The sequence below is a fragment of the Hominibacterium faecale genome, assembly GCF_020734085.1.
In the GTDB taxonomy this organism is placed as follows: domain Bacteria; phylum Bacillota; class Clostridia; order Peptostreptococcales; family Anaerovoracaceae; genus Hominibacterium; species Hominibacterium faecale.
This window is the reverse complement of the sequence record NZ_JAJAGH010000005.1, coordinates 512,171-537,940: the sequence shown is the minus strand read 5'-3', so window position 1 is coordinate 537,940 and position 25,770 is coordinate 512,171. Positions and strand designations below refer to the sequence as shown.

Annotated in this window: 22 protein-coding genes; 16 read left to right on the top strand and 6 right to left on the bottom strand. The window is 48.0% G+C overall.

The window, feature by feature from the left end; all coding sequences use genetic code 11:
• The first annotated feature begins 116 nt into the window (after positions 1-116).
• The 8 genes from hydE to LG211_RS07635 all read left to right on the top strand — a co-directional run bounded on the left by hydE (position 117) and on the right by LG211_RS07635 (position 8,766).
• Positions 117-1,070, top strand: a complete 954-nt coding sequence (gene hydE / locus LG211_RS07670; RefSeq protein WP_269477282.1) for a [FeFe] hydrogenase H-cluster radical SAM maturase HydE — start codon at positions 117-119, stop codon at positions 1,068-1,070.
• Between the two features lie 19 nt (positions 1,071-1,089).
• On the top strand, positions 1,090-2,508 hold the full coding sequence (hydG, locus tag LG211_RS07665; protein ID WP_269477281.1) for a [FeFe] hydrogenase H-cluster radical SAM maturase HydG: 1,419 nt from the start codon (positions 1,090-1,092) through the stop codon (positions 2,506-2,508).
• A 13-nt stretch (positions 2,509-2,521) separates the two neighbouring features.
• The gene (gene hydF / locus LG211_RS07660) at positions 2,522-3,724 is read left to right on the top strand and encodes a [FeFe] hydrogenase H-cluster maturation GTPase HydF (RefSeq protein ID WP_465250786.1); all 1,203 of its coding nucleotides are present in this window, start codon (positions 2,522-2,524) and stop codon (positions 3,722-3,724) included.
• A 121-nt stretch (positions 3,725-3,845) separates the two neighbouring features.
• The gene (locus LG211_RS07655) at positions 3,846-5,141 is read left to right on the top strand and encodes a TrkH family potassium uptake protein (RefSeq protein ID WP_269477280.1); all 1,296 of its coding nucleotides are present in this window, start codon (positions 3,846-3,848) and stop codon (positions 5,139-5,141) included.
• A 14-nt stretch (positions 5,142-5,155) separates the two neighbouring features.
• A complete protein-coding gene (locus tag LG211_RS07650) occupies positions 5,156-5,830 on the top strand; it encodes a potassium channel family protein (RefSeq protein WP_269477279.1) in 675 nt (224 codons plus the stop codon).
• 554 nt (positions 5,831-6,384) lie between these two features.
• Positions 6,385-6,585: a 50S ribosomal protein L31 gene (gene rpmE / locus LG211_RS07645; protein WP_148398149.1), complete on the top strand. Its 201-nt coding sequence runs from the start codon at positions 6,385-6,387 to the stop codon at positions 6,583-6,585.
• A gap of 20 nt (positions 6,586-6,605) precedes the next feature.
• Positions 6,606-6,971, top strand: coding sequence for a hypothetical protein (locus tag LG211_RS07640; RefSeq protein ID WP_269477278.1), 366 nt, complete (start codon positions 6,606-6,608; stop codon positions 6,969-6,971).
• A 169-nt stretch (positions 6,972-7,140) separates the two neighbouring features.
• Positions 7,141-8,766, top strand: coding sequence for an amidohydrolase (locus LG211_RS07635; RefSeq protein WP_269477277.1), 1,626 nt, complete (start codon positions 7,141-7,143; stop codon positions 8,764-8,766).
• Between the two features lie 49 nt (positions 8,767-8,815).
• Here the strand turns inward: LG211_RS07635 and LG211_RS07630 are convergent, their stop codons facing one another.
• Entirely contained in the window at positions 8,816-10,138 is a 1,323-nt protein-coding gene (locus LG211_RS07630) for a MerR family transcriptional regulator (protein ID WP_269477276.1), read from the bottom strand.
• A gap of 187 nt (positions 10,139-10,325) precedes the next feature.
• On the opposite strand from LG211_RS07630, the gene LG211_RS07625 reads away from it, so the two are divergent.
• Both LG211_RS07625 and LG211_RS07620 read left to right on the top strand, forming a co-directional pair.
• Positions 10,326-11,951, top strand: a complete 1,626-nt coding sequence (locus LG211_RS07625) for an amidohydrolase (protein WP_253020660.1) — start codon at positions 10,326-10,328, stop codon at positions 11,949-11,951.
• A 112-nt stretch (positions 11,952-12,063) separates the two neighbouring features.
• Entirely contained in the window at positions 12,064-13,710 is a 1,647-nt protein-coding gene (locus LG211_RS07620; protein WP_227755599.1) for an APC family permease, read from the top strand.
• Between the two features lie 332 nt (positions 13,711-14,042).
• Here LG211_RS07620 and LG211_RS07615 read toward each other — a convergent pair whose 3' ends face one another.
• Positions 14,043-14,834 (bottom strand): arylamine N-acetyltransferase family protein, encoded by a 792-nt coding sequence (locus LG211_RS07615; protein ID WP_269477275.1) that lies wholly within the window; start codon positions 14,832-14,834, stop codon positions 14,043-14,045.
• A gap of 234 nt (positions 14,835-15,068) precedes the next feature.
• On the opposite strand from LG211_RS07615, the gene prfA reads away from it, so the two are divergent.
• From prfA to LG211_RS07585, 6 genes are all read left to right on the top strand, one after another.
• Positions 15,069-16,130, top strand: coding sequence for a peptide chain release factor 1 (gene prfA / locus LG211_RS07610; RefSeq protein WP_148398091.1), 1,062 nt, complete (start codon positions 15,069-15,071; stop codon positions 16,128-16,130).
• Entirely contained in the window at positions 16,130-17,134 is a 1,005-nt protein-coding gene (locus tag LG211_RS07605; RefSeq protein ID WP_269477274.1) for an L-threonylcarbamoyladenylate synthase, read from the top strand. Before prfA ends, LG211_RS07605 begins: the two co-directional genes overlap by 1 nt.
• An 18-nt stretch (positions 17,135-17,152) precedes the next feature.
• The gene (gene rpiB / locus LG211_RS07600; RefSeq protein WP_148398089.1) at positions 17,153-17,584 is read left to right on the top strand and encodes a ribose 5-phosphate isomerase B; all 432 of its coding nucleotides are present in this window, start codon (positions 17,153-17,155) and stop codon (positions 17,582-17,584) included.
• Positions 17,585-17,723: 139 nt separating this feature from the next.
• Positions 17,724-18,353 carry a uracil phosphoribosyltransferase gene (gene upp, locus LG211_RS07595; RefSeq protein ID WP_253020656.1) on the top strand — a complete coding sequence of 210 codons (630 nt, stop codon included), beginning with the start codon at positions 17,724-17,726 and terminating at the stop codon, positions 18,351-18,353.
• Between the two features lie 13 nt (positions 18,354-18,366).
• Complete coding sequence (gene tyrS, locus LG211_RS07590) at positions 18,367-19,692, top strand: tyrosine--tRNA ligase (protein WP_148398087.1); 1,326 nt, start codon at positions 18,367-18,369, stop codon at positions 19,690-19,692.
• Between the two features lie 82 nt (positions 19,693-19,774).
• Positions 19,775-20,545 carry a response regulator transcription factor gene (locus LG211_RS07585; RefSeq protein ID WP_227755597.1) on the top strand — a complete coding sequence of 257 codons (771 nt, stop codon included), beginning with the start codon at positions 19,775-19,777 and terminating at the stop codon, positions 20,543-20,545.
• Positions 20,546-20,671: 126 nt separating this feature from the next.
• Here LG211_RS07585 and LG211_RS07580 read toward each other — a convergent pair whose 3' ends face one another.
• Genes LG211_RS07580 through LG211_RS07565 form a run of 4 tightly spaced genes read right to left on the bottom strand, consistent with a single transcriptional unit; the run spans position 20,672 to position 25,750 of the window.
• The gene (locus LG211_RS07580) at positions 20,672-21,943 is read right to left on the bottom strand and encodes a cysteine desulfurase-like protein (protein ID WP_269477273.1); all 1,272 of its coding nucleotides are present in this window, start codon (positions 21,941-21,943) and stop codon (positions 20,672-20,674) included.
• A gap of 10 nt (positions 21,944-21,953) precedes the next feature.
• On the bottom strand, positions 21,954-23,144 hold the full coding sequence (locus tag LG211_RS07575; protein ID WP_269477272.1) for a PucR family transcriptional regulator: 1,191 nt from the start codon (positions 23,142-23,144) through the stop codon (positions 21,954-21,956).
• 1 nt (position 23,145) lies between these two features.
• The gene (locus tag LG211_RS07570; RefSeq protein WP_148398224.1) at positions 23,146-24,630 is read right to left on the bottom strand and encodes a Na+/H+ antiporter NhaC family protein; all 1,485 of its coding nucleotides are present in this window, start codon (positions 24,628-24,630) and stop codon (positions 23,146-23,148) included.
• A 13-nt stretch (positions 24,631-24,643) separates the two neighbouring features.
• Entirely contained in the window at positions 24,644-25,750 is a 1,107-nt protein-coding gene (locus tag LG211_RS07565) for an alanine/ornithine racemase family PLP-dependent enzyme (RefSeq protein ID WP_269477271.1), read from the bottom strand.
• Positions 25,751-25,770: the final 20 nt, after the last annotated feature.

The window sequence follows — 25,770 nt, the reverse complement described above, 5'->3', positions numbered from 1 at the left end:
CGTACTGAACCAGAAAGAAGGGATTCTTATGGAAAGGCGGTGGCATATGTATAAAAGGAACAATCTCTGTACAGCCATAGCCTGGGCAGAGATTTTTTGATTGAATGGAGTAAGTTATGGACAAAAACGAGTTGGTAAGATTGCTGGCCCTGGAGGATTTCGGCCCGGTCTATGAAAAAGCCGACCAGGTGAGGCGGGAAAATGTGGGCGATGAAGTACAGATCAGAGCCATCATCGAGTTTTCCAACATCTGCGGAAGAAAATGCAGATACTGCGGAATAAACAGCACCAACAAAAGCATCATCCGCTACCGCATGTCCCCGGAGGAGATTGTGGAAACCGCAAGGCAGGCGGTGTCGGCAGGATACCGTACTATTGTTTTACAGTCCGGGGAAGATCCGTGCTTCCATAAAGAGACGATGGGTCAAATCGTCAAAGCAATCAAGCAAATGGGAGCGGCCGTGACCCTTAGCTGCGGCGAGCTCACCTCCAGCGAGCTGGCGTACCTGAAGGAATGCGGCGCTGATCGCTATCTTTTAAAACATGAAACAGCCGATCCGATTCTCTATCGAAAGCTTCATCCGTGCGGCACCTTAGAAGATCGGATTGAATGCCTGCGGACCATCGATCGTCTTGGGTATGAGACAGGCAGCGGATTTATGATTGGTCTGCCCGGGCAAAGCCTAAAGACCATTGCCGATGATCTCTTGCTGCTAAAGCAGCTTCATTGCAAAATGGCGGGAATCGGCCCCTTTATTCCCCACCCGGATACGCCCCTTTGGAATGAAAAAGAAGGAAGTCCGGAACTGACCAAGCGGGCGGTGGCCCTGGCCAGGCTGGTTCTGCCCAAAGCCAACCTGCCAGTGACCACTTCCCTGGGCGTGATTAATCAAAAGGAAAAAGAAAACGCCTTTGCCTGCGGGGCTAACGTCATCATGAAAAAAGTAACGCCGGATCCTTATAAAGAGGCATACCAAATCTATCCGGCAAAGCTGGAGAAAACCGATATTCAAAAAGACAGGAATTTATTAGAGGAGCAGATTAGAGGGCTGGGAAGAATTCCCCTCTAGAAAAAAGGAAGGAAGAACCATGTACAACAGTAAATCCAAAATCGCAACTGAATTTATCGATGATGCAGAAATTAAACGCACCCTGGAATACGCCAAAGAGCATAAAGACGATCTGGACGCCATGCGCCGGATTCTGAAGAGAGCGGAAGACTGTAAGGGACTTAGCTATGAGGAAGCCGCCCTGCTCCTGGAATGTGAAGATCCCGAAATCCATCAGGAGATTTTCAGCCTGGCCGAGCGGATCAAAGAGAAGTTTTACGGCAACCGTATTGTGATGTTTGCTCCGCTGTACCTTTCCAATTACTGTATTAACGGCTGCAAATACTGCCCTTATCACGGACAGAATAAGCACATTCGCCGCAAAAAACTGACGCAGGAAGAAATCGTGCAGGAAGTAACGGCCCTGCAGGATATGGGCCATAAGAGGCTGGCACTAGAAACCGGCGAAGACCCCAAGATGAACCCGATTGAGTATGTACTAGAATCCATAAAAACCATTTATGGAATCAAACATAAAAACGGCGCCATCCGCAGGGTGAACGTCAACATTGCCGCTACCACCGTGGAAAACTATAAAAAGCTCAAGGAAGCAGGAATCGGCACCTACATCCTCTTCCAGGAAACCTATAACAAAGAAGCGTATGAAGACCTTCATCCATCGGGACCAAAGAGCGATTATGCTTATCATACCGAAGCCATGGACCGGGCCATGGAAGCAGGCATCGATGATGTGGGCTGCGGTGTTCTCTTCGGGCTTAACTTATATAAATATGATTTTGTGGGAATTCTGATGCACGCCAAGCATTTGGAAGACACCTTCGGATGCGGACCCCATACGATCAGCGTGCCACGGGTGCGTACGGCAGACGATATCGATCCGGATGCATTTGACAACGGGGTACCCGATGAAATCTTTAAGCGGATTATTGCCTTACTTAGAATCGCAGTTCCTTACACGGGAATTATCATGTCCACAAGAGAGAGCAAAGAAATGCGTGCAGCAGCCCTTCATCTGGGAGTATCCCAGCTCAGCGGCGGCAGCCGTACCAGCGTGGGCGGATATGTGGAGGAAGAAGCGGAAGAGGATAATTCCGCCCAGTTCGAAGTCAGCGATACAAGAACGCTGAACCAAGTGGTTGACTGGCTGATCGATGAAGGACACGTACCCAGCTTCTGCACAGCCTGCTATCGGGAAGGCCGGACGGGTGACCGTTTTATGAGCCTGGTAAAGAACGGGCAAATCGCGAATATCTGTCAGCCTAATGCGCTGATGACCTTAAAGGAATATCTGGAAGACTATGCTTCACCGGAGACGAAAGCCAAAGGCGAGGAGATCATTGCCAAGAGGTTGGAAATGATCCCCAACGAAAAGGTGAGAGAAGTCGTGAGGGAACACCTCGGCGATATCCATGAGGGGCGCCGCGATTTCAGACTGTAACTTTGAGGAGGATATGATGAGTTTAAATGAAACACCGAGAGCGGACAGACTGCATGTTGCCATTTTCGGAAAGAGAAATACAGGAAAATCTTCGCTGATCAATGCTTTGACCGGTCAGAATATTTCTTTGGTATCCGACCGGCCGGGAACGACGACAGACCCGGTGTTCAAAGCTATGGAGCTGCATCCCATCGGGCCGGTTGTATTCATTGATACTGCCGGATTTGATGATGATGATGGAGAACTGGGGCTGCTGCGGGTTGAAAAAACCAGTGAAATAATTAGTCAGACCGATGTGGCTGTTATGCTCTTTGAAGACGTAGATTTCAGCAAAGAAAAACGCTGGGTACAAAAACTGGAGGCAGCAGGAATTCCGGTAATCCCGGTGATCGGAAAGGCTGACGAGATTTATGGAGAAAGTTCGCTGGCAAAGGCCATAAAGGAAGAAATGGAGATTGACCCTATTTTTGTAAGTGCCCTTAGAAGAGAAGGGATGGACGAGATTAAGGAGGCGATTGAAAAGGCGGTGCCGGAAGACTTCAAGAGGAAACGAATTTTGGGGGACTTGGTTAAACATGGTGAACTGGTTATGCTGGTCATGCCTCAAGATATTCAGGCGCCGAAGGGGCGGCTGATTCTGCCGCAGGTGCAGACGATCCGCGAGCTTTTGGATAATAAGTGCACTACCGTATGTACGACTGCCGATGGGTTCATTCGAAGCCTTAAAGCACTGGGACGCGCGCCTGGGCTGATTATTACCGATTCTCAGTGCTTTAAGGAAGTGTTCGAACATAAACCCAGAGAAAGCCGCCTGACATCATTCTCTGTTCTCTTTGCCGCTTATAAAGGGGATATCCATGTTTTCGCAGAAGGAGCAGCGGCTATAGACAACTTAACGGCTCGTTCCAAGGTACTGATCGCTGAGGCTTGTACCCATGCGCCGTTGGAAGAGGATATCGGCCGGGAGAAAATTCCGCGCATGCTGCGAAATCGTTTTGGAGAAAATCTGCAGATCGATATGACAGCCGGAGCAAAGTTTCCTTCGGATTTAAGCAAATACGATTTAATCATACATTGCGGAGCTTGTATGTTCAACAGACGGCATCTTCTCTCTCGGATTTCGGAAGCCCAGGCCGCAGGGGTAGCCATCACCAACTATGGCATTACAATGGCTAAGCTCAATGGGATTTTGGATAAAATCCAGATGCCGGAATAGGGAAGGACTTTTAAGTACATAATAGGAATAAATTACATGGGCAAATATGTTTTATTTGCCCATATTGTGCTATAATAATCCCGTCTGCCAGAAATAGACTTTAAGGAGAGGTCAAACGAACATGAAATCGAAAAGGTTGAAGCCCAGGAGGATGGTCGTTCTTGGGTTTTTATGCGTAATATTATTGGGGACGGTTCTTCTCATGCTGCCTGCTGCCTCTGCGACAGACAGGGGCATTTCCTTTGTGGACAGCTTGTTTACTTCTACTAGCGCCGTATGCGTAACAGGGCTGGTCAGTGTCGATGCAGGAACATCTTTCAGCTTGTTCGGACAGGTGGTCTTGGCGGCGCTGATACAAATCGGGGGCCTGGGTATTACCTCCATCGGTGTAATTGTCATTTTGAGCGCAGGCGGCCGGTTTGGTATCGGAAAGCAGCGGCTGATTAAAGAATCTCTCAACCTTTCTTCGGGAAAGGGGCTGACTGCGGTGGTGAGGGCTGTATTGTATGTGACGGTAGCCTTTGAGCTTTTAGGGGCAGTGTGCAGTTATATATCGTTTTCCAAAGATTTTTCCACCGGGGATGCTATTGGGGTAAGCCTGTTTCACTCCATCGCGGCCTTTAACAATGCCGGCTTTGATGTGCTGGGCAATTTTCAAAGTCTGACCGGATACCATTCCGATGTGTGGCTTTGCCTGGTGACCAGCGGTTTGATCATTTTCGGAGGGCTGGGTTTTTTTGTGATCAGCGAGATGGTTTCAGGTAAATCCCCTAGAAGATGGTCACTGCAGACGAAAGTGGTTCTTTCCACAACGCTGATTCTTTTGGCAGGCGGAACGGTTCTGCTCAAATTTACGGAAGGCAGTTCCTTTACCTGGCTGGATGCTTTTTTCCAAAGTGTATCCGCACGGACGGCGGGATTTGCCAGTGTTGAGATCGGCGCTATGAGCAAGGCCGGCTTGTTGGTTCTGATGGTACTGATGTTCATTGGGGCGTCTCCGGGATCAACGGGAGGCGGTGTGAAAACAACTACGATTTTTGTTTTATTTCAGAAGGCGCGCAGTGTTATTTTTAATAAGCACTGTACGGTTTTTAAACGAAAGATCCCAGAGGCGGTTGTGATGAAGGCATTCACGGTTTTCGCCATGGCGGTGGGCGTGATTATATTCAGTACCTTTCTTGTTTGTGTTCTGGAGCCGGAATTCACCTTTCAGCAGATCTTTTTTGAGATCATCAGCGGATATGCGACTACGGGGCTTTCTACGGGAATTACCCCTTCCCTGTGCGGGGCAAGCAAGATTATTATTTCTATTACCATGTTTGTAGGAAGACTGGGGCCTTTGACAATTGCGACGATTTGGCTCAATAGAGATGCCCCGGCCGTTACCTATTCGGAAGAAGATGTGACGATCGGATAAGGAGGTTAGTTAGGATGAAGGAAGGAAGAAGATCCGGGTTCGGGATCATAGGGTTAGGCCGTTTCGGCCTGGCGCTAGCAAAAACGCTGGCGGAGTCAGGCGCCGAGGTAATTGCTATTGATGGCGATGAAAATAAACTGCGGCTGATCCGAAATCATGTTCAGGATGCGTTCAGGCTGGGAAAGCTGACTAAGGACGCCCTTGAAGAGACAGGTATTGGAGAATGCGAGACGGTTGTGGTTTGTATTGGTGAGAAGGTGGACGTAAGCCTTTTGACCACTCTCAATGTTTTAAATTTGGGCGTGCCCAGGGTCATCGCCAAGGCTGACAGCGTGGAGCACGGAATCATACTGGAGCGGATCGGCGCGGAAGTGGTTCATCCGGAAATGGAGACGGCTACCCGTCTGGCTGCTGTTTTGCTGGGATCGAAGGCGCTGGATATGATGCGGCTCAACGATGACTATGTGATCTCGGAGATTAAAGTCAACAAGCATCTTTATGGCAAAACGATTCGGGAGCTGCATTTGGATAAATATGACTTAAATTTAATCGCGCTGGAGAAAGAGCCCAATATAACTTTGCCAGGCGCCAGTCAGGACGAGATGTTGACAGAGGATGACGCCATTTTAGTCATCGGAAAGTTCGCCGACGCCGATCGCTTTGAGCGGAAAGTGATGAACCGGGATTAGGCGGGGCGGAGTATATTGGCAATGAAAATTTTTGTTGTCTTTCTGTAAATTTGGTGTATAATAAAAATAGAAAGAGAGCCAGTGATAACCGGCTCACCAAAACTATAACGAATGATTTGAAAAACCACTCAGCTTGGCAGAGCAATGAGTGGTTTTTACTTTACCGGATTTTGTTAGCTATGTATGAAGCATAGCTAAACATCATGCCGATAGCCGTAAATAATAACGACAATAGCTCAAACACGATGGCTGCCTCTCCTTTCATTAGATTTGGTCATGAAACCACCTCCTTGAAAGATGTACAGCCGGTCACCACTCTTCGGTAAGGCTCTTTTCCATTATTATACATTAAATCTGCAATATAGACAATAAATTTTGTCTTGATTCGTAATAAGTAATAATTTAAAATGAACATCACTATGTCTTGCCTTGACGAATAAAAGGATTGCAAAAAAACACTTGTTTTTCAGAGCCAGCTGTGGTATATTATATAGGCTGTATATCAGTAATTTTGCAAAGGGTGGTAAGACCCGAGCAGGAAAGAGGTGAGAAGCATGAAGGAAGGAATCCATCCTGACTATAAGGAATGTAAAGTAACTTGCGCATGCGGTAACACATTTGTTACAAAGTCCACACAGGAAGAAATCCGTTTGGACGTTTGCTCAGAGTGTCATCCATTCTTTACAGGTCAGCAGAAGTTCATCAATCGTGGTGGACGTGTTGAGAAGTTCAAGAACAAGTACAAATTGGACTAGTTCAAAGCAAATTGATTATTATGATAGCCATCTTTTGGGCGCTGTTTTCTGCAGAGATGCAGGGGAGCATAGCGCTGGGAGGTGGTTATTTTTTTGTGGAGAAGAAGGAGAGTGGAAGGAAAATTATATTCCCAGGAAAACCTTTACTTATAGCTGGTGAATCAGCAGACTATCAGAAACCAGCCGAAAATCCTGCGATATTCATACTTTTGCGGCCACCTCGTAACGCAATGCAGGAAAGGAAGATGACGATAATAAACCGAATTGCGCATCTCGCCTCCCCGCCAATCTGGCGGCGGCTCAACGAGCGCCGCCTCATTTCCCCAAAACCTAAAGCATCACTTCAGATTTTTCACAAAAACAAATCAAAATACATCTTGACTTAACCCCTAGAGAAGATACTATAATTAATTAAATAGTAAAAATTTTTAAAAAATTAGCATAACAAGGCGGGCTCTGTGATAGATTTCATGAAAAGGCGTTGGGCGGTCCGGCGGCTGACAATTATAAGATATTTCCAAGAGAGCCCGGGATTGAAAAAAAGAGGAGGAAAAAATGAGCGCGGATAAACTATTTATAAACGGCAAAATTTACACAGTGAACAAGGACCAGGAGTGGGCGCAGGCCGTCGCCGTAGAAGGAAACCGGATTGTTTACGTGGGGGATAGGGACGGAGCGGAAGCGCTATGCGACGAGAATACGAAGATTTGCGATCTGGAAGGAAAGATGATGCTGCCAGGTTTCATCGACGGCCACTGCCACCCTGTGATGGCAGCCCATTACCTTTGCGGCGTATATCTTCAGATCGAATGGAGCCCGGAGGAATGTCTGGCGGAAATCCAGCGGTTTGTGAAAGAACATCCTGAAAGCGACACTTATTTTGGCATCGGATACGCGGAGTGGATGTTCGATGAAACCGGACCCAAAAAAGAACTGCTGGATGCCATCTGCCCAGATAAGCCGATGATGATCCTCGGCAGCAGCGCCCACGAGGCATGGGTCAATACCAAGGCCTTGGAACTGGCTGGAATCACCAGAGATACGCCGGATCCCATCCCAGGATTTCATTATTTCCACAGAGACGGGGAGGGAAATCCCACCGGCCACCTGCTGGAGATGGCCACGCAGAATATGATTATGGAAAACATAAATTTCTTTGATGCGGACAAGATCGAAGAAGTGCTGGCAGCGGCCTCAGATGGCTATGCGGCCATGGGCGTCACATCGACCTGTGACATGGGCGCGCCGGAATTTGTTATGCGAGCCTATTTTGAGACTGTGCCGGAAATGATTGAAAAAGGCTCTTACAAACAGAGATTCGTCGGCTGCGGCCGCATGGTTTCCGAAAAGAGCGATGTGGAAATCGTGATGCCCAGGCTTAGAAGGTATAAAGAAACCTATGACACCGATCAATTCAGAATTAACTTCCTGAAAATCATTAATGACGGAACCCTTGAAACCAGATCCGCAGCCCTGAGCCAGCCTTATGATGAGGACGGCAGCATGGTAAAGCCGCTTTTTACAAGAGAAGAAATCGCACAGCTGGGCGTGGAGGCCGCAAAGGAAGGGCTGAATATCAATGTCCACGGCATCGGCGACGAAGCCATCAGCGGGACTCTGGCCATGGCAAAGGCAGTCCGGGAAGCGGGGTACGAAGATTGCCGCATTACCAATTCCCACTGCGATTATGTGAAGGACGAAGAGCTGGAGCTGTTCGGCAAATACAATGTGATCGCCAACACTACCTGCGTATGGCATTACGGAAACCCGGACATGGAAAAAGTAATCGGCGACAGACAGAATCATACATTCAGGATCAAAACCATGATAAAAGGCGGCTGCCGCATGGGACAGGGCTCCGACTTTCCGGTGGATGAATTCGGAAGAGAACCCCTCAAAGGCATTGAAATGGGATGCACGAGACAGCTGTTCAATCATCCCGAGCTGCCGGTGCTGAAACCTTACGAAGAAAAGCTTTCCGTCAAGGACGGGATCGAAAGCTACACCATAAATAATGCTTACCAGATGCACATGGATGATAGGCTCGGCTCCATAGAAGCAGGTAAATATGCAGATTTGGTTATCCTGGAAAAGAACATCTTTGATGTTCCGCTGTCCGAAATCCATAAGGTTAAAGTATGTGAAACAATTATGGACGGCAAAACCGTATATAAGAGCTAGCAATCAAAAGATACATCGAGGCAAGGTACGTTCAATCCAACCAAAACGGCTATAGAATCCTGCGTTTAGCAAGATAGACGATGTTGGTTCTGGTGTCCCCGGCGATATGATATTCAAAAAATCGGCCGGGGTTGTACCCCTTGCTTATTTTTTCGATTTTTTCCATGATAAAGTCATTTTTCTCCAAGGTCGTTTTGACAAAATCGAAGGTAAAGACATCAGCGGCCGCATTGGAATATAGCTCGTGAATTCTCCTAATGGAAGGACTGCCGGGGCAATAATATTCTGCTGTACCTACCGCTAGTGCATCCGGCGCGATATAAGGGATAACCGTATCCAAATAGTGAGTTTTCTGAAAGAATCCCAGATTACAGGAACCCATGTAGTCGATTATGACATCGATGCAGCCATTTTTAAGGGGCAGACGTCCATTTTGATTGATGATATACGCCACCTTTAGATTGGGATTGGCATTTGCGATATGCTGCCTCATGGAGCGGATTGATCGTTCGGATAAAGCCGTAACCAGGAAGATGCAATTACGGGCATTCTCTCCGTCATGGCGGCTGTATAAATACTGGCAGGACAGATCCGGAAAAAGGATCGTTTTTCCGCGAAAATCGTAGCTGGACAGCGCATTATATATCCAGAGACTGCTTTTATATAAGTTGGTCAGATACTCATTGCTGTGCTCTTTCATCCCCATTAAAAGCATCCCATCCTCATTAGTGATTAGATTTTCTTCACCAAAATAACATTCCAGGAACTTGGGGTCATTCTCCAAATCCTTTAAATTCTCAGTAAACACCACTCCGTTTCGAATCGCTGCATGATATCCGCAGCTGCAGGTCAGAATGCCGCTCACAATTGAATCACCGCAAATATCCACATTGGAAAGTGTGAGCTTGCATTGGCAGTGAGGACAATAAAGCAAAGTGACCGCGCTGAGAGGAAAGCCTGGCAGCTGGCCGTTCTGTTCAGGCATAGCCGTATATACGGTCTTGCCCGCCGAATAGATGTGATCGGCTTCTATTTCTTTGATTTTCTTATTGATCATCCGGATATAGGTATTAATTTGATTGCGTTCCTCATACAAACGATTCTTTTTATCATTCAAGTATTCCACAAGCTTTTCATAGAGAAAGTAATCGTCCTTGTTGTAAAAACGGAAGATACTCAGATATTTATTCAATTCATTCAGCTTGAATCCGGCATCCTTCATAGAAATGATAATTTCCATCTCCTTACAATCAGAAGCAGTAAATCGGTATTGGAATCCATCTTTTTCAGGCACCAGCAGCCCAAGATTGATATAATGACGGACCGTAGAAACAGAAACATTGAACTTTTTCGAGAACTCCCCGATTTTCATGACGCACCCCCCACCCTAAAACGACAACTACTGAGGGACATTATAGCACAAATGTAAAGTATTACTTTGCGTTTTTTAGAAAATACCTGAAAAAACACCTTGACCTAACCCCTAGGCAAGATAATATAATAAATGAAAAGTTGAAATTTTTAAAAAATTTAAATGATTATTATAAAAGGAGGATATCATGAGCGCAGATAAACTTTACACAAACGGCAGGATTTTCACAGTAAACAAGGATTGCGAGTGGGTCGAAGCCGTGGTTACCCGCGGCAATAAAATCGTTTACGCAGGCGATCAGGCCGGTGCGGACGCATTTTGCGATGCCAACACGCAAGTCTGCGATTTGAAGGGCAAAATGATGCTGCCCGGGTTCATCGACGGACATTGCCACCCGGTGATGGCGGCCCATGTGCTGTCTGGAGTCGTATTCGATATCGATTGGACCCTGGATGAGTGCCTTGCAGAGATTAAACGATATGTGGAAGAGCATCCCGATAACAAAACTTATTTCGGCCTGGGCTATGCGGAATGGATTTTCGATGAGAAAGGGCCGCGCAAGGAACTTTTGGACGCCATCTGTATGGATAAACCGATGTTTTTCCTGGGAAGCGGCGCTCATGAGGCTTGGGGAAACAGCAAATGCTTTGAGGCTGCGGGAATTACCAAAGACACGCCCGATCCTGTGCCAGGACTTCATTATTTTTCAAGAGACGCGGAAGGAAATCCGGCAGGTCATATTGTGGAAGGTCAGCCTCAAGCGATGATTATGAGCAAGATCGACTTCTTTGATGAAGAAAGCGTGATCAACCTCATGGCCAAAAACTCTGAGGACTATGCGGCCATGGGCGTTACAGGCACTGCGGATATGGGAATGTATACTTACTTGGAGAAGCAGTATTTCGAAGCTCTGGATGCCATAAAAGGCAGCGGCAGATATTTGCAGCGATTTGTGGGCTGCACCTGCCACGTGGATGATACGCAGATGGTAGATTTTCGAATTTCCGAACTTTTGAAGGCACAGAAGATTTACAACGATGATAAGTTCAGAATGAACTTTCTCAAGATCATAAATGACGGTACCATGGAAAGCCGCTCAGCGGCCATCAGTGAGCCATACCCGGAAGACGGCTCTGTGGTTAAACCCCTCATGGATGAAAAGCTGTCCGCTGAGGTGGGCGTAAAAGCGGCGAAAGCCGGTCTGAATATCAATATGCATGCCATCGGGGATGTGGCGGCCAAGTCGGTGATCGCAATGGCTAAGGCGGTAAGAGAAGCAGGTTATGACGATTGCCGCATCACATGCTCCCATTCTCAGTATATTGCGCCCGATGACATACCGCTGTTCGGCAAATACAACATAATTGCTAATTCCACAGGTGTATGGATGTATGGCAATCCATTGATGGATAAAGTGCTGGGTCACATCAACAATGAAACCTTCCGCATGAGGAGCATTATCGACAGCGGCGCCCGCATGGCATTGGGGAGCGACTTCCCGGTGGACGAATACGGCAGGCAGCCTCTTAAAAGCATTGAAATGTGCGTAACTAGAAAAATGTACGGACAGCCGGAGGCTCCGGTGCTGGAACCCAGCGGCGAAGCCGCGACTGTGAAAGAGGCCATCGAAGGATTTACCATCAATAATGCCTATCAGATGCATATGGAAGATGTCATTGGATCCATCGAAGCGGGTAAATATGCTGATTTTGTGATCCTGGAAGAAAATATTTTAGAGATACCTCCAGAAAACATTCATAAAGTCAAGGTTTGCGAGACCATTATGGACGGAGTAACCACTTACAAAGCGTAGTGGACATTTATTACAGTTACAAACCAGTTTGGTTATGTATATCGATCATTCGAATTTTTGAATGATCGGGCAATCATTTTATTATTTTAATCATGTTGAAAGGAGACAAACGATGTCCAAAAAAGGTTACACAGGGGGGCAGGTACTACTTGATGCCACACCTGGGTTAAAGAAAAAGACCTTCACGCTGGCAGCCATGACGTTCTTCATTTATTGCGCTTGCGCGGGCGGTGCGTTTGGTATCGAGTCAATGATTTCATCGGCAGGCCCGGGACTTACATTGATTCTGCTAGTGTTGATTCCAATTCTATGGGCCATGCCCATCGGGCTTTATTGCTCAGAGCTTACAAACCTGGCTCCGGTAGAATCCGGCCCATATGTTTGGGCCAAGATGGCCTTCGGCGAATTCTGGGGATTTTCATTCGGATTTTGGATTTCCCTGGCCATGTATTTGACCGGAGCGGCTTATGTCGTGCTGGCCGCGGACTATATCGGGCTTTTCGTAAATCTTACGCCCCTGATGTCTTTTGCCATTAAAGCAGCAATCATCATTATTTTTACCATCGTCAATTTGATGGGACTGGAAGAGGTAAGTACAGCCAGTACGATTTTCAGTATCATTATTCTGATCGCTTTTGCGGCTGTGGCTTTCGTAGGTATGGCCAATTGGCAGTATAATCCTATGGACCCAATCGTTATCCAGGGACAGAACGCTCTGTCCAGCTGGGGAACCGGAATTGCCATCGGCGTTTGGATGTACTGCGGTTATGTGGCGGTTTCCTTCCTGGGCGGCGAGATTGAAAATCCGCAGATTATCCCTAAAGGAATGAAAATCGGCATCGTTGTCATCGCCCTCAGCTACATTCTGCCTACCTTGGGCGGTATCGTATCTACGGGACCGTGGACCGAATGGGGCGTCAGCATCGACTATTCATCGGTACTGTACCAGCATGTAGGACCTTGGGCAGGCGCGGCTTTCATGATCGTTGCCGTTATCGCCCAATGTGCGATTTTCAACGCAGCGATTACCGCGGCATCAAGGAGCTTTATTGTATTGTGTCAGGATAATCTTTGTCCCAAATTCTTATCCACTGTTTCCAAGAAGAGAAGAGTGCCTGTCTGGCCGATCCTGATCCTGGCAGCGCTCAACCTGGTGCTGGTAAACCTGAACTTTGAAATCCTGGTTACCATCTTGTCGCCGGTTCTGTTCGTTTTGTATGTGGGCCTCAGCTTTGCATATGTCAAGATCAGAAAGGATTATCCGGTTGAAAAAAGAGGAAATCTGTACTATATGAAAGGAAAACTGGCTCCCCTTTACATATGCGGAGGACCGCTGATCGTAGGAATTATCAGCTTCCTGGTAAACGGAACTGAATATTTCCTTCTGGGATTCATCGCTATCATTGCGGCTGTCATCTTCTACCCCATCTTCAAATGGATTTATGGCGGTCTGAGCAAAACCGACCCGGAAGGAAATCCGATCAACCCCAAGACCAAGCTGGCCAAGGGCGACATCGGAAGATTTGGAATCTTTTTCCTTCTGTTTGGCATCATTGCTTTCCTGGGGTCCTTCTTTCTGGTATGGTACGAAGGGTCATGGGGACCTGATTATTATCTGGAAACCTACGGCTCCGGCATCATGAGCAATTTCTGGGGAATGATTAAGATCGCTCGCTGGGGCGGTGTAGCCATGCTGGCTCTGGGCGCTGTTTTGTTCCTGGTTGGAAAGAAGTGTGACCCGATTCCAAAAGAAGATTAAAGAAAACATTTTAAAAGAATCGTACGGACATTGGGCTGCTGCGTGAAGCTAATCGCTTTTCATGCAGCAGCCTTTTTGTGGTACGCCCAGCAGCATATTTTTTAATTTCCAGCGCTGCGGTTTTTCGGAAATAAATTAAAATAAATTTTAGTTTTTACGCATTTTTCAACGATTGCGCCCCCTCAAACTCAGCCAGAGGCAGCAAAGCCTGCTTTTTCTTACTATCAGGCCTCGCAAACCCACAACTCTGCGTAAAAACCGAAAACTTTCTATAAAGTTTTCCCGATTGAAGCCAATGCACCGCGAAGGCGGATTGCAAACGCGGCACCAACCTAAAGATGAAAGACCTCCGCCAGCAGTGCTTTCTCCCGCTTCTTTGTGAGATCGGCCTCGATGATTTCCTCCACACCGCCCCGCTCTTTGAGAAAGGACCCGGAGCGAAGGGCATAAAAACAGCCGTCTATGTACAAAGAAACTTTCGTCCTTTTATTGATCCTGGAATCGGGATGAGCCTCTGCATAGAAGGTGGCGGGCACAAAATCCAGATCAATATGCGGCTCCTCGGTGAAGCCCAGCTTTCTGCGCCATCCATGGCCCGGCCGGTTCTGCCACATCACCCAGCCCCAGAATTCATCGCGGACCAGCTTGTACTCGCATTCTCCATCCGACTGGACCAGGTTTTCCTCAAGGAGCAAGGGAATTCGGTGATGCTCATAGTTAAACCCGGCATCGGTGAGATAAATCCTGCCATCCAACTTCACACCCATCACCCGATGACTCTGGGGCTGAATGGGCAGCGTTTTGGCGATGATGCGGGAACTGTAGCTGACAACCTGAAAGCCCAGGGACTCCAGCAGCCAGTTGTACAGGGTATTGATCTCCGAACAGACGCCTCCCCGGCCGCCTCGGATCATTTTCCCATATAGAACTTCCCTTTCCAGGGACGTTTTTTTGTTTGCCATGATATCCAGGTTTTCGTAGGGGATGTGCTGCATATGAGCCCATTGCAAACGGGAAAGATAGGATAGATCCAGGCTTTCCGGAGCCGGCATTCCGATCCGCTTCAAATATGCGTTTATCTTTTCCGGCGGCATGGGCGCGCCGTTTATTTGGTTATGTATCATTTCCTTCGCCTCATTTTCAAAGATGGCTCTATTGTATAAAAGCCGGAAAGAGCTGTCAATGCGGCCGTATAAAAAACGACGCGGGCAGAGTAAATATGCATAATTGATAAAAAAGTTGAGAATGATCGAAGATAATCAAATTTTTGGTTTGTTTTTTTCCCATATGGTGCTATAATATTAAGTTGAAGTAGTAGGCTTGAAAGCCCAAAAAATACAGAATCGCGGGAGTTAAACATGTTTGATAAATTAGACTTCATTTTGGAAAAATATGAAGAGCTTTCACAGAAGGTTTCCGATCCGGCCATCATTAACAATCAGCCGGTTTGGCAGAAGTATGTGAAAGAGATGGGGGAAATGGAACCCATCGTAAAAAAATACAAAGAGTATAAAAAGGCAAAATCCGAGCTGGCTGACGCCAAGGAAATGCTGGAAGAGAGCGACGAGGAAATGCGGGAACTGGCCAAGATGGAAATCTCCGAGCTGGAAGAGACCATCGGCCAGCAGGAAGAAGATTTGAAGGTCTTGCTGCTGCCCAAGGACCCCAACGATGAGAAAAACGTAATCCTGGAAGTCCGCGCCGGAACCGGCGGCGAAGAGGCGGCTCTCTTTGGCAGCGACCTTTTGCGCATGTACAGCAGGTACGCGGAAAGAAAGGGCTGGAAAACCGAATTGATGGAAATCAACGATACCGGTCTTGGCGGCATCAAGGAAGCGGTTATGCTCATCAAGGGCAAAGGCGCTTATTCCAGGCTTAAATACGAAAGCGGCGCCCATCGCGTCCAGCGAGTACCCGAGACCGAATCCAGCGGCAGAGTTCATACGTCGGCGGCTACGGTGGCGGTGCTGCCTGAGGTGGACGACGTGGAAGTGGATCTCAATCCCAATGATGTGCGGGTAGACGTGTACCGCGCATCTGGAAACGGCGGACAATGTGTAAACACGACGGACTCCGCTGTCCGGCTGACCCACGAGCCCACCGGACTTGTTGTAACCTGTCAGGACGAAAAATCGCAGATTAAAAATAAAGATAAAGCCTTCAAGGTTCTCAAATCCAGATTGTACGATTTGAAAATGCAGGAGCAGAACGACGAAATTTCCGCCCAGAGAAAGAGTCAGGTTGGAAGCGGTGACCGGAGCGAACGAATCCGTACCTACAACTTCCCCCAGGGCCGGGTTTCCGAACACAGAACCGGCGTCACCCTCTACAAGCTGGACTATATTCTGGACGGCGATTTGGACGAAATTATTGATGGCCTGATCACCAGCGACCAGGCGGAAAAGATGAAGAATTTCTAATGGATACGAAACTATTAACTGAGAAAGATATAAAAGTAGCGGCGGATATTATTAAAAACGGAGGGCTGGTCGCTTTCCCGACGGAAACCGTATATGGATTGGGCGCCGATGCGCTCAACGCCCAGGCGGTTGCCAAGGTCTATGAGGCAAAGGGCCGTCCCAGCGACAATCCAATGATCGTTCATATCGGCAGAGCCAGCGATATCGGACAGCTGACGCCCAGGCTCAGCCCGGATATCGTAGCCCTGATCGAGAACTTCTGGCCCGGTCCTCTGACCCTGGTGGTCAAGCGCAAGTCCTGCGTTCCGGACAGAACCACCGGCGGCCTGGACACTGTGGGCGTTCGCATGCCTGACAGCAAAATCGCACTGGATCTGATCACCTGGTCCGGATGCCCTATTGCGGCTCCCAGCGCCAATCTATCGGGGAAGCCCAGTCCCACCAAGGCAGAGCATGTGATCGAGGATCTGCAGGGCAAGGTTGACGCCATCATAAAGGGACCCGACTGCAGAGTCGGCATTGAATCCACAGTCTTGGACGTGACCGGCGATACGCCGACAATTCTTCGGCCAGGGGTCATTACTGCAGAGAACATCGAAGCAGCCATCGGCAAAAAAGTGGCGGTGGATCCGGCGCTGTACGTCAATCGGCCCCGGGATGTGAGCGACGAGGAATTTAAACCCAAGTCCCCGGGAATGAAGTACAAGCATTATGCGCCCAAGGCGGATATGACCATCATCGAAGGCAGCCGGGACAAAGTGAAAACCGAGATTGAACGGCTGCGCGTTCTCAACGAGCGAATTGGAAATAAAGTCGGGGTCATTCTCTTTGAAGAAAGAGCCTTTATCGAGGCAGCCCATGACTTCTTCGCAAAGCTGCGAGAATTGGACAAGCAGGAAGTAGATTTGATCCTGGCGGGAGCCATGAGCGACACCGACGGTGTGGGCTTTGCAGTCATGAACCGAATGCTCAAATCAGCGGGATACAATATTGTAAGAGTATAGAATAAAGGAGAAAGGCCGATGAAAATAGCCATTGCCAGCGACCACGGCGGTTACCAGTTAAAAGAAGAAGTAAAAAAATATCTGCAAGAGAGGGGAATCGAGGTCCTGGATTTGGGGACCGATTCTGAAGAATCGGTGGATTATCCAGCCTTTGGATATGCCTGCGGCGAAGCGGTTGCTCAGGGAAAAGCCGACCGGGGCATCGTATGCTGCGGCACTGGCATTGGAATTTCAATCGCTGCCAACAAAGTGAAAGGAATCCGCTGCTCCCTGTGCACCAATGTGACTATGGCCGAACTGACCAGGAAGCACAACGATTCCAATATTCTCGCCATGGGCGGGAGAATAACCGATACCGAGACCGGGCTGGCGATCACGGCCGCCTGGCTGGATACGGAGTTCGAAGGCGGACGCCATCAGCGCCGTGTCGATATGCTCAATCGTTACTAATGCGGGATACCGCATTCAGATAAAGAAATCATTTCGACAGGACGCAGCCAGAAAGAGCCTGTTGAAATGTACTCGATGCAGTTGATAAATTAATTCAAGCACAAGAGGACTTTAACAGGTCTTGCAGGGAGGTAAAAAAATGGGTAATGTATATGTATTCGATCATCCGTTAATTCAGCACAAAACAGCAATGATAAGACAATCGGAAACAAGCGTCAAAGATTTTCGCGAACTGGTTAAAGAAATCGCCATGCTGATGGGCTATGAAGCTACGAGAAAGCTTCCGCTGGAGGAAGTGAAAATTACAACGCCTATTTGCGATACAATGGTCAATATGTTAAAAGGCGAGGACATCGCCATTATACCGATCCTGAGAGCAGGACTGGGCATGGTAGACGGAATGCTGGCGCTGGTACCCAATGCGAAAGTTGGACACATCGGATTATACAGAGATCCGGATACCCATGAACCGGTTGAATATTACTGCAAACTCCCCAATGATATTGAAAAGAGAGAGATTTTCGTTGTGGACCCGATGCTGGCCACTGGTGGAAGCGCGGCCGCAGCCATCGATTTCATCAAGGCAAGAGGCGGTAAAAAGATCATCTTCATGTGCCTGATCGCGGCTCCGGAAGGCATCGAAGTGCTTCAGAAGGCCCATCCCGACGTTGATATCTTCATCGCCGCCAAGGACGAAAAATTAAATGAACACGCATACATTGTTCCAGGCCTGGGAGATGCGGGGGACCGGCTGTACGGAACAAAGTAACTGGAGGAAAAGAATGAATTTTATACCTGATCATGTTAGCCAACATACCAACGTATATGATGTATTAAAAGAAAGAGGCTTTATCGAGCAGACCACCGATGACGAAGCCATTCGGGAGCTGCTGGGAAAAGAAAAGATAAAATTTTATATCGGCTTCGACCCGACGGCCGACTGCCTGCACGTAGGGCATTTCATGCAGGTCATCATCATGATGTACATGCAGAAGTACGGCCATACGCCGGTGGTTCTCATCGGCGGAGGCACGGGAATGGTAGGCGACCCTTCCGGCCGCACGGATATGCGGCAGATGATGACGCCGGACACCATTCAGGACAACTGCAGCTGCTTTAAAAAACTTTTCGAGAAATTTATCGATTTTGATGAAGAGTGGCAGTACAGCGGCAACAACGGCGTATATAGCCCGGGAAAAGAGAATAAGACGCCTGAGCCGGGAAAAGCGGTCTGCGTCAATAACGCATCCTGGCTGCTGCCCCTCAACTATATTGAGTTTATCCGTGAGATCGGCTGCCATTTCAGCGTCAACAACATGCTGCGGGCCGAGTGCTTTAAGCAGAGAATGGAAAAGGGCCTGTCCTTCCTGGAGTTCAACTATATGCTGATGCAGAGCTACGACTTCATGGTTATGGCCAGGGACTTCGGCGTCAAGATGCAGTTCGGCGGAAATGACCAGTGGTCCAACGTGCTGGGCGGTATCGAGCTGACCAGAAAAGCTTGCGACAAACAGGTTTACGGAATGACCTTTTCCCTGCTGACCACCAGTGAAGGCAAGAAAATGGGCAAGACTCAGAAAGGCGCTCTGTGGCTCAATGCGGAAAAAACGTCTCCCTATGAATTCTACCAGTACTGGAGAAATGTCGCTGACGCAGATGTGGAAAAATGCCTGCGCATGCTGACCTTCCTGCCCATGGATGAAGTTCGCGCTCTGGCCGCTCTAAAAGGAGCTGAGCTGAATAAAGCGAAAGAAATTCTGGCTTACCAGGTTACCGAGCTGGTTCACGGCGAGGAAGAAGCAAAGAAAGCTCAGGAGGGCGCTCGTGCGGCCTTTGGCGGCGGCGGATCCCTGGAAAACATTCCAACCGTGCAGAAAGCGGCAGAAGACCTGGCGGGTGAAGGCATCGGCGTCGTTACTTTCATCAAGGAACTGGGGCTTGTACCCAGCAACCGGGAAGGCTTCATGACCATCGAACAGGGCGGACTGAAGCTGGACGGCGAAAAGGTGACGGACAAAAAGATGATGATTACAGCTGACACCTTTAAGGATGGAAAACTGCTGGTTGAAAAAGGAAAGAAGAAGAAACTGGTCGTTGAATTAGTATAAATAACAATCAGCCGTCCGGGGAAGGAAGTTCCTGCCGGACGGCTGATTTTGCATTACAAGCCCGATGGGAGAGAATTTGAAAATGGCTGAAACACTTTTAAACAATGAATGGAACTTTGTTCATGAGATCACATTAAAAGTTCATACCCATGACGATGTGGATCAAATGAGAAAGGAGTTTCTGACCCTGCTGCAAACGCTGATCCGATTTGATTATGCGTCCTTTTACCTAGAGGAAGAGGGAAAGCCTGCCCGGCCTGTAGGCGTGGGGCTATCCAGGGAAGAGCTGGAATTCTATATCCGGGAATTGGAGCCGATCGATCCTTTTCGGCCCTTATGGTCCCTGCTTTCCGACCCAAAACATTCTGCCATCAGAGTGAGCGACTATGTTCTAAATCGGGAAATCGAAGAGACCGAATACTATCAGCGGACTTGGAAACCGAAAAACATTCAATATTCTCTGTTCGCCGGTTTGGGATATGAGGGGAGGCCCCTTGGCTCCCTGAGCCTTTACCGGACAGGACAGGGAGAGGAGTTTTCAGACAAAGAAATCCTGATCCTGAATCTTTTAAAGTCCCATCTCAACCTCTGGCTTTGGAAGCAAAGGAAACCGCAGATCTTGAACCAGGAATTCAGTCCCTCCCTGTATGCTCTAAAAAAAGCTTACGCAGTTACCGATCGTGAGCTGGAAGTCATTGATCTGTGGAGCAAAGGCCTGACAGACAGTGAAATCTGCCAGGAAATTTCCATCTCCAAAAACACTCTGAAAAAACATATCAGCAATATTTTTAGCAAGCTCAGCATTAACAACCGGGTGGAACTGCTGAAACGACTAAAGAAGCCGCAAGGGTGAAAATGTCCGGGCGGCGGTGTGAAGGCGGTGGGTTGCCGGTGCTGTTGGTTTACCGTAATGAAAACGGGATTTTTGACGCAAATTAGTGCAATTCTAGGTCTCAGATGGAGGCAGGAATCCTTTCTCTTATCTTCCAAACTCCTTTACCACTTCATACACCCGGTCAACCTCAGACATGAGGTTATAAGGCGCGAATCCGACTCGGACAAGCCCGCCGACCGGTTCAAGTCCCAGAACATCTCTTATGGTGGCGATGGCATAGTAGTCTCCATCCCAGACATTAAGCCCCTTATCAGCAAGGGCAGCGGCAATGTCATGGGCATGGACGCCTTCGATCCGGAAGGAAACAGTGGGTGTTCTTGGAGCCCCTTCTCCCGGGCCGTAAATTTTGAGCCCTGCGATATCCGTTAGCTTTGCCCTAAGCGCATCCGCCAGTTCGTCCTCATAATATTCGAAGGCCTTCATGCCTGCTGCGATTTCTTTTCTCAGGCCCGAATAATTCTTAACCTCATCTTCCAACTGATTCATGTGATGTTTCCCTGCGTCTGCGATGAATTTAACTGCTTCTGCTGCGCCGTTTACAAGCTCCATGGCTAGGGTGCCGGTTTCAAGCTTGAGCGGCATCCGGGTATTATCATATGCCTGGACTTTGGTTGAATTCAGCTTGTCGCCCAGTTCCTTTTTACAGTATGTAACGCCAAGGTGGGGGCCAAAGTATTTATAGGCGGAACACTGTAAAATATCGGTGTCGATCTCTTTCACGTCAATGAGCTTGTGAGGCGCGTAGTGTACAGAGTCTACGATCGTAATCGCTCCGTACTTATGAGCCTCGGCGATAAATTTTTTAACATCCGTAATCGTTCCGCATGAGTTGGCGGCCCAGTTGATTGCAAATAGCTTGGTCTTATGAGAAAGCTTTGACTGAAAGTCTTCAAAATCCAGTGTTATTGTTTCAGGATGAATATCGACAACCTTAACGACAAAACCCAGCTGCTCCAAAAGCCTCCACGGCGAACGGTTCGCCTCATGATCGATGTTGGTAATTAAAATTTCATCTCCGGGCTCAAACATCCTTGCGAAACAAAAGGCCATCTTAAAGTTATTGGATGAAGTGTTTTCACCGAAAGCAACTTCGCAGGGGTCGCAGTTAAAGAACTCAGCAAAAATTTTCCTGCAGTTTACAACCAGCTCGTCGCTCTTGACGGATGTTCGGAATGCGCCTTCTTCGTTGGCGTTGTAGTAAAACAGATAGTCGCATACGGCCCTGGCGACTCTGCGCGGCACCTGTGTCCCTCCGGGGCCGTCCAGAAATGCTTCGTGATATCCGTTTACTGTTTTCGCCAATGCCGGGAACTGCTCCCTGATGTAGTCCACGTCAAATTTAAAATTCTTTTTCATTTCTTTCTCCTTATAGATTTATCATTACCTGCAATATCTTATAGAGTCTTGCTAAGAGATACATATGCACATAAGCATCTTCCGGCTTGTCCGTTCCAATGATCGATCTTATCCGCTCCAGCCTGTGCCGAATCGTATTTTCGTGCTGGAGCATCTTTGCCGCAGTCAGAGAGATGCTGCCCTCGCTTTCCGCATAGGTCATCAGAGTTTCAAACAGCCGTGCATTATGTTTTCTGTCGTACTTGTTGAGTTTATCTACCTCCCCTTCATAGACTGTCCGGATCCAGCTATGATTGCAAATTGGAATCAGAAGCGAATCCATTCCAAGATCACAATATCTGAGCACGGCCTCTCTGTCCACGGAAGCCGATATGTTGGCGTACATGCTTTCTTTCAGCGCAAAGCTAAACTCATTATGCTTATGATGGACATCGCTAAAACCGATAAATAGTTTTTTTCTCATGGCCAGCGCCGAAAGAATTTTTTCCGCACATTGAAAAACCGACTGATCACCTGCTTCTGCTTTCATAGAGAAAATAATAAGAAAGGAATCTCTAAGCTTGATTGCAGCAGAAAAGCTGTTTTCAAAATTTGAACACTGGGTTTGGAAATATTCTCTGGCTTGTTCACACTGCTCCACGACCAGAGTGCCGATCCTCTGGTCTTTGTGATATCTTGGCGTTGCATACATGCAGAGATAATGTTCATAAAGGAAGGGACTGACCCTGTTCATAGCCTTTGCGGAGTCCTCGCGGGATGGCTCTTCACTCCAAAGAAGCTCTTCGATTTTTTCCGCCGCAACATCTCTTACCACATCTTCCTGAAGGGCGTTTCTGACAACAAAGATAATGTCATCCGTGTAAGTGTCTTCAAATAAAAATATGGGAACATGTTTTTCGTTTGCCAATCGGATGATTTCCTTTGGCACGGACTTATAAAAAAGGGTTTTTATACATACGACAGATGCGTGATTTTCCAAAAGTGCCTTGAATCTTCGCAGCAAATCGTCGGGCCTGTATTTGGCTTCACTCAATGTGGTGATTATGAATTCTCTCCTGGAAAAGGTCCTCGCCATGTCTTCTGGCTCTTCCCAGTCAAAGATTCCTGTCCCCAGAACTTCATTATACAGCCCTTTATGGCCTGCAACGATTCGAAACCCTTTGAACAGCGGGTCCGCCATGATATCCTGAACCGTTATCATATCAACTCCTTTCAGCTATTTTTTCATTTGCATATTTTTTAAGCCTTACTGCAGGTTCCTTGGGGATTCCAAATTTGGGGAAGATTCGATCTAACCCTGTAAGTGTGAGAACGAGCAGTGAAAGCACCGAAATCCATGCAAAGAAATTGAGCGGAATCAGATCAAAGGCCCCGAACTTAACCAGTGGATAGACGGCTCCCGCCAGTCCTACATAATAGATATTGCATACATGCCAGGGAATCAGTTCGCCTGCAAGGACCCCGATGGCATCGCCGTACATCGCGTTTCTGCATCTGAGATCGTACAAATCCTCTTCGCTGCCCTCAACGCCTTCGTCAACAATATTTTTAATAACGGGCCCCATGGTCGCCATCTGCGCCTGGTCGTCGGACAAGAGCATATTGCCGATGATACAAAGAACCGCATTCCAGAACATCAAATGGCGGACCTTTCTTGAAAGCATCATGCACAGTTTGGCTAACGGTTCAAAGGCGCCCATCTCCCGCATGACTCCGCCAAAGAAAATAACCCACATAACCATGATCAGAATCCAGCTTCCTGCATCGGCAAATGAATCGTACATCATCTGCGTAAATTCAGTGAAGGAGGTAATGGTTCCGATAAATGCGCCCATGACTGCCGCGCTGATAATTCCGGAAGCCAGACAAACGAGGGTAGGGAAGTGCAGCACTGCCATAGCAATGATTATGATGATGGGAATGATCATCCAAATCGGGATACTGCCTCCTTCGACTTGATGGAGAAGCTCAACCGCCGCGGGCCTTTCTTCTTCCAGCGTACTCCATGCAGCCGCAGGGATATCAGATATCGCGTTGGATGCCTCAGCCGCCTCCGTGGGCAATCCTTTTACGATTCCGACGATGTAGAAGAGAACGGATGCAAGGGCTACGTTTGTAAGGGACCATGCCAATTGCTTGTTAAACCGATCAACGACCTCAACCTTCTGGATGGCGCATGTCATAATGGTTGTATCGGAGATGAGCGCTACGTTATCACCAAACGCCGCTCCGCCGGCGCATGCGCACATGGTCATTACCGGATCGCCGCCCACAATATGGCCGAGCCACATAAAAATTGGAATGGTTGCCGCAAAGGTCCCCCAGGAAGTCCCGGTTGCCATCGATAACACGCAGCTGACCAGAAAGGCTACGACGGCGATGCTCCGGCCGCTGACGCCCATTTTAATTGCCGCTAGAATAACGCTGGCACCAACGCCTGTGGTCATAAAGAATGTCGCGACTGCGTAGGCCAGCATAAAAATGAAAAAGACCATCATGGCATCTTTTACGCCGCCTAATGCGCTCTCCAATATATCCATGACTTTTCGCTTTGTGGTAAGCCAGCAAATGATTGCCGCGTAAAGCAGAGCGATCGGGGCAGCCATCAGGGTATCAAAGCCTTTCATTACCAAACCGCAGAGAAGAAATATGGGTGAAAGCTTCACAATTATTAAAAGTGGTTTCATTTTTTTCCTCCTTTCACTTATAAATTACATTCACATATGGATCATTGCTTAAATACATCATTGAGGGATAGCTGATATGAAATGTGACGATATTTCCAACTTTGACTTCTTCTTTGCAGTCTTCAATGTCGAGAATCATGTGGTCGCTGCTGGAGCCGATTACCGCGGCTCCTTCCAGCTTGGGGAATATTTTATCATCAAGGGTAAAGTCCAGCTTGCCTGCCGCCAAAAGTGCTCTCTTTCGAATGCCCCTGTCCTTGTACTCAGGCTGTCTGCCGAAAGAATCGATGCATATTTCACCGACCGGGTGGGACGGTTTATTCCTTACCTCAATGACTTCAGCCTGGAAGGTAAAGACATCCTGGTACATGTTTTCTATATCAAGGCCCCATATTTCCGGTAAATCGTAGTTATTCAGGATTCCTTCTCCGATCCTCAGATGGTTGATTCTCTCCGGCATGGATTGATCCAGGACAAGGACGTAGGAACTGGTCGCTCCGCCCGAAATGATGTCCAGCTTTCGACTGATTCGTGTTTCCACAAGCTCTGCGATGGATATGAGGTCATTCATTTTCGCGACAGTGGGCTTGATGGACCCATAGCATCCCAGGTTTGTTCCCACACCTTTGAGAACGATATGGTCCAGCTCTGTTTCGATAACCTCCGCGCAGCTGGCCAGTTCTTCCTGGTCCCAGAACCCTTCGCGCAAATCGCCCAGATCAGCCATAAGAATCACCTCGTGGGACGTCCCAGCTTTCGCGGCCGCATCATTCAGCGCCCGGATCACCTGCAGATCACTATTCAGGCTAATATCCGCATATTTTACCACATCGTCTGCTTCACTGAGCATCGGCACTCGAAGGAGCAGGTACTTGGCATTTATGCCCAGCATGGTAAGTTCTTTTATCGTCCGCATGCGGGATGTTCCCAACTGGGAAAAGCCGGCTTGGGCAAATTCTTCTACGGCTTTTGGAAGGCCGTTAAATCCTTTAATGGCTCCGCAGACGCTAATGTTTGCCTGATTACAATTTTCCAAAACCACGTCAATATTGTGCCTGAGTTTTTTCAGATCGACGATCAATTTTGGGTAGGGCGCATTTGTGATATTGTTTGAATTCATCGCTGTTTCACCTCCTTTTA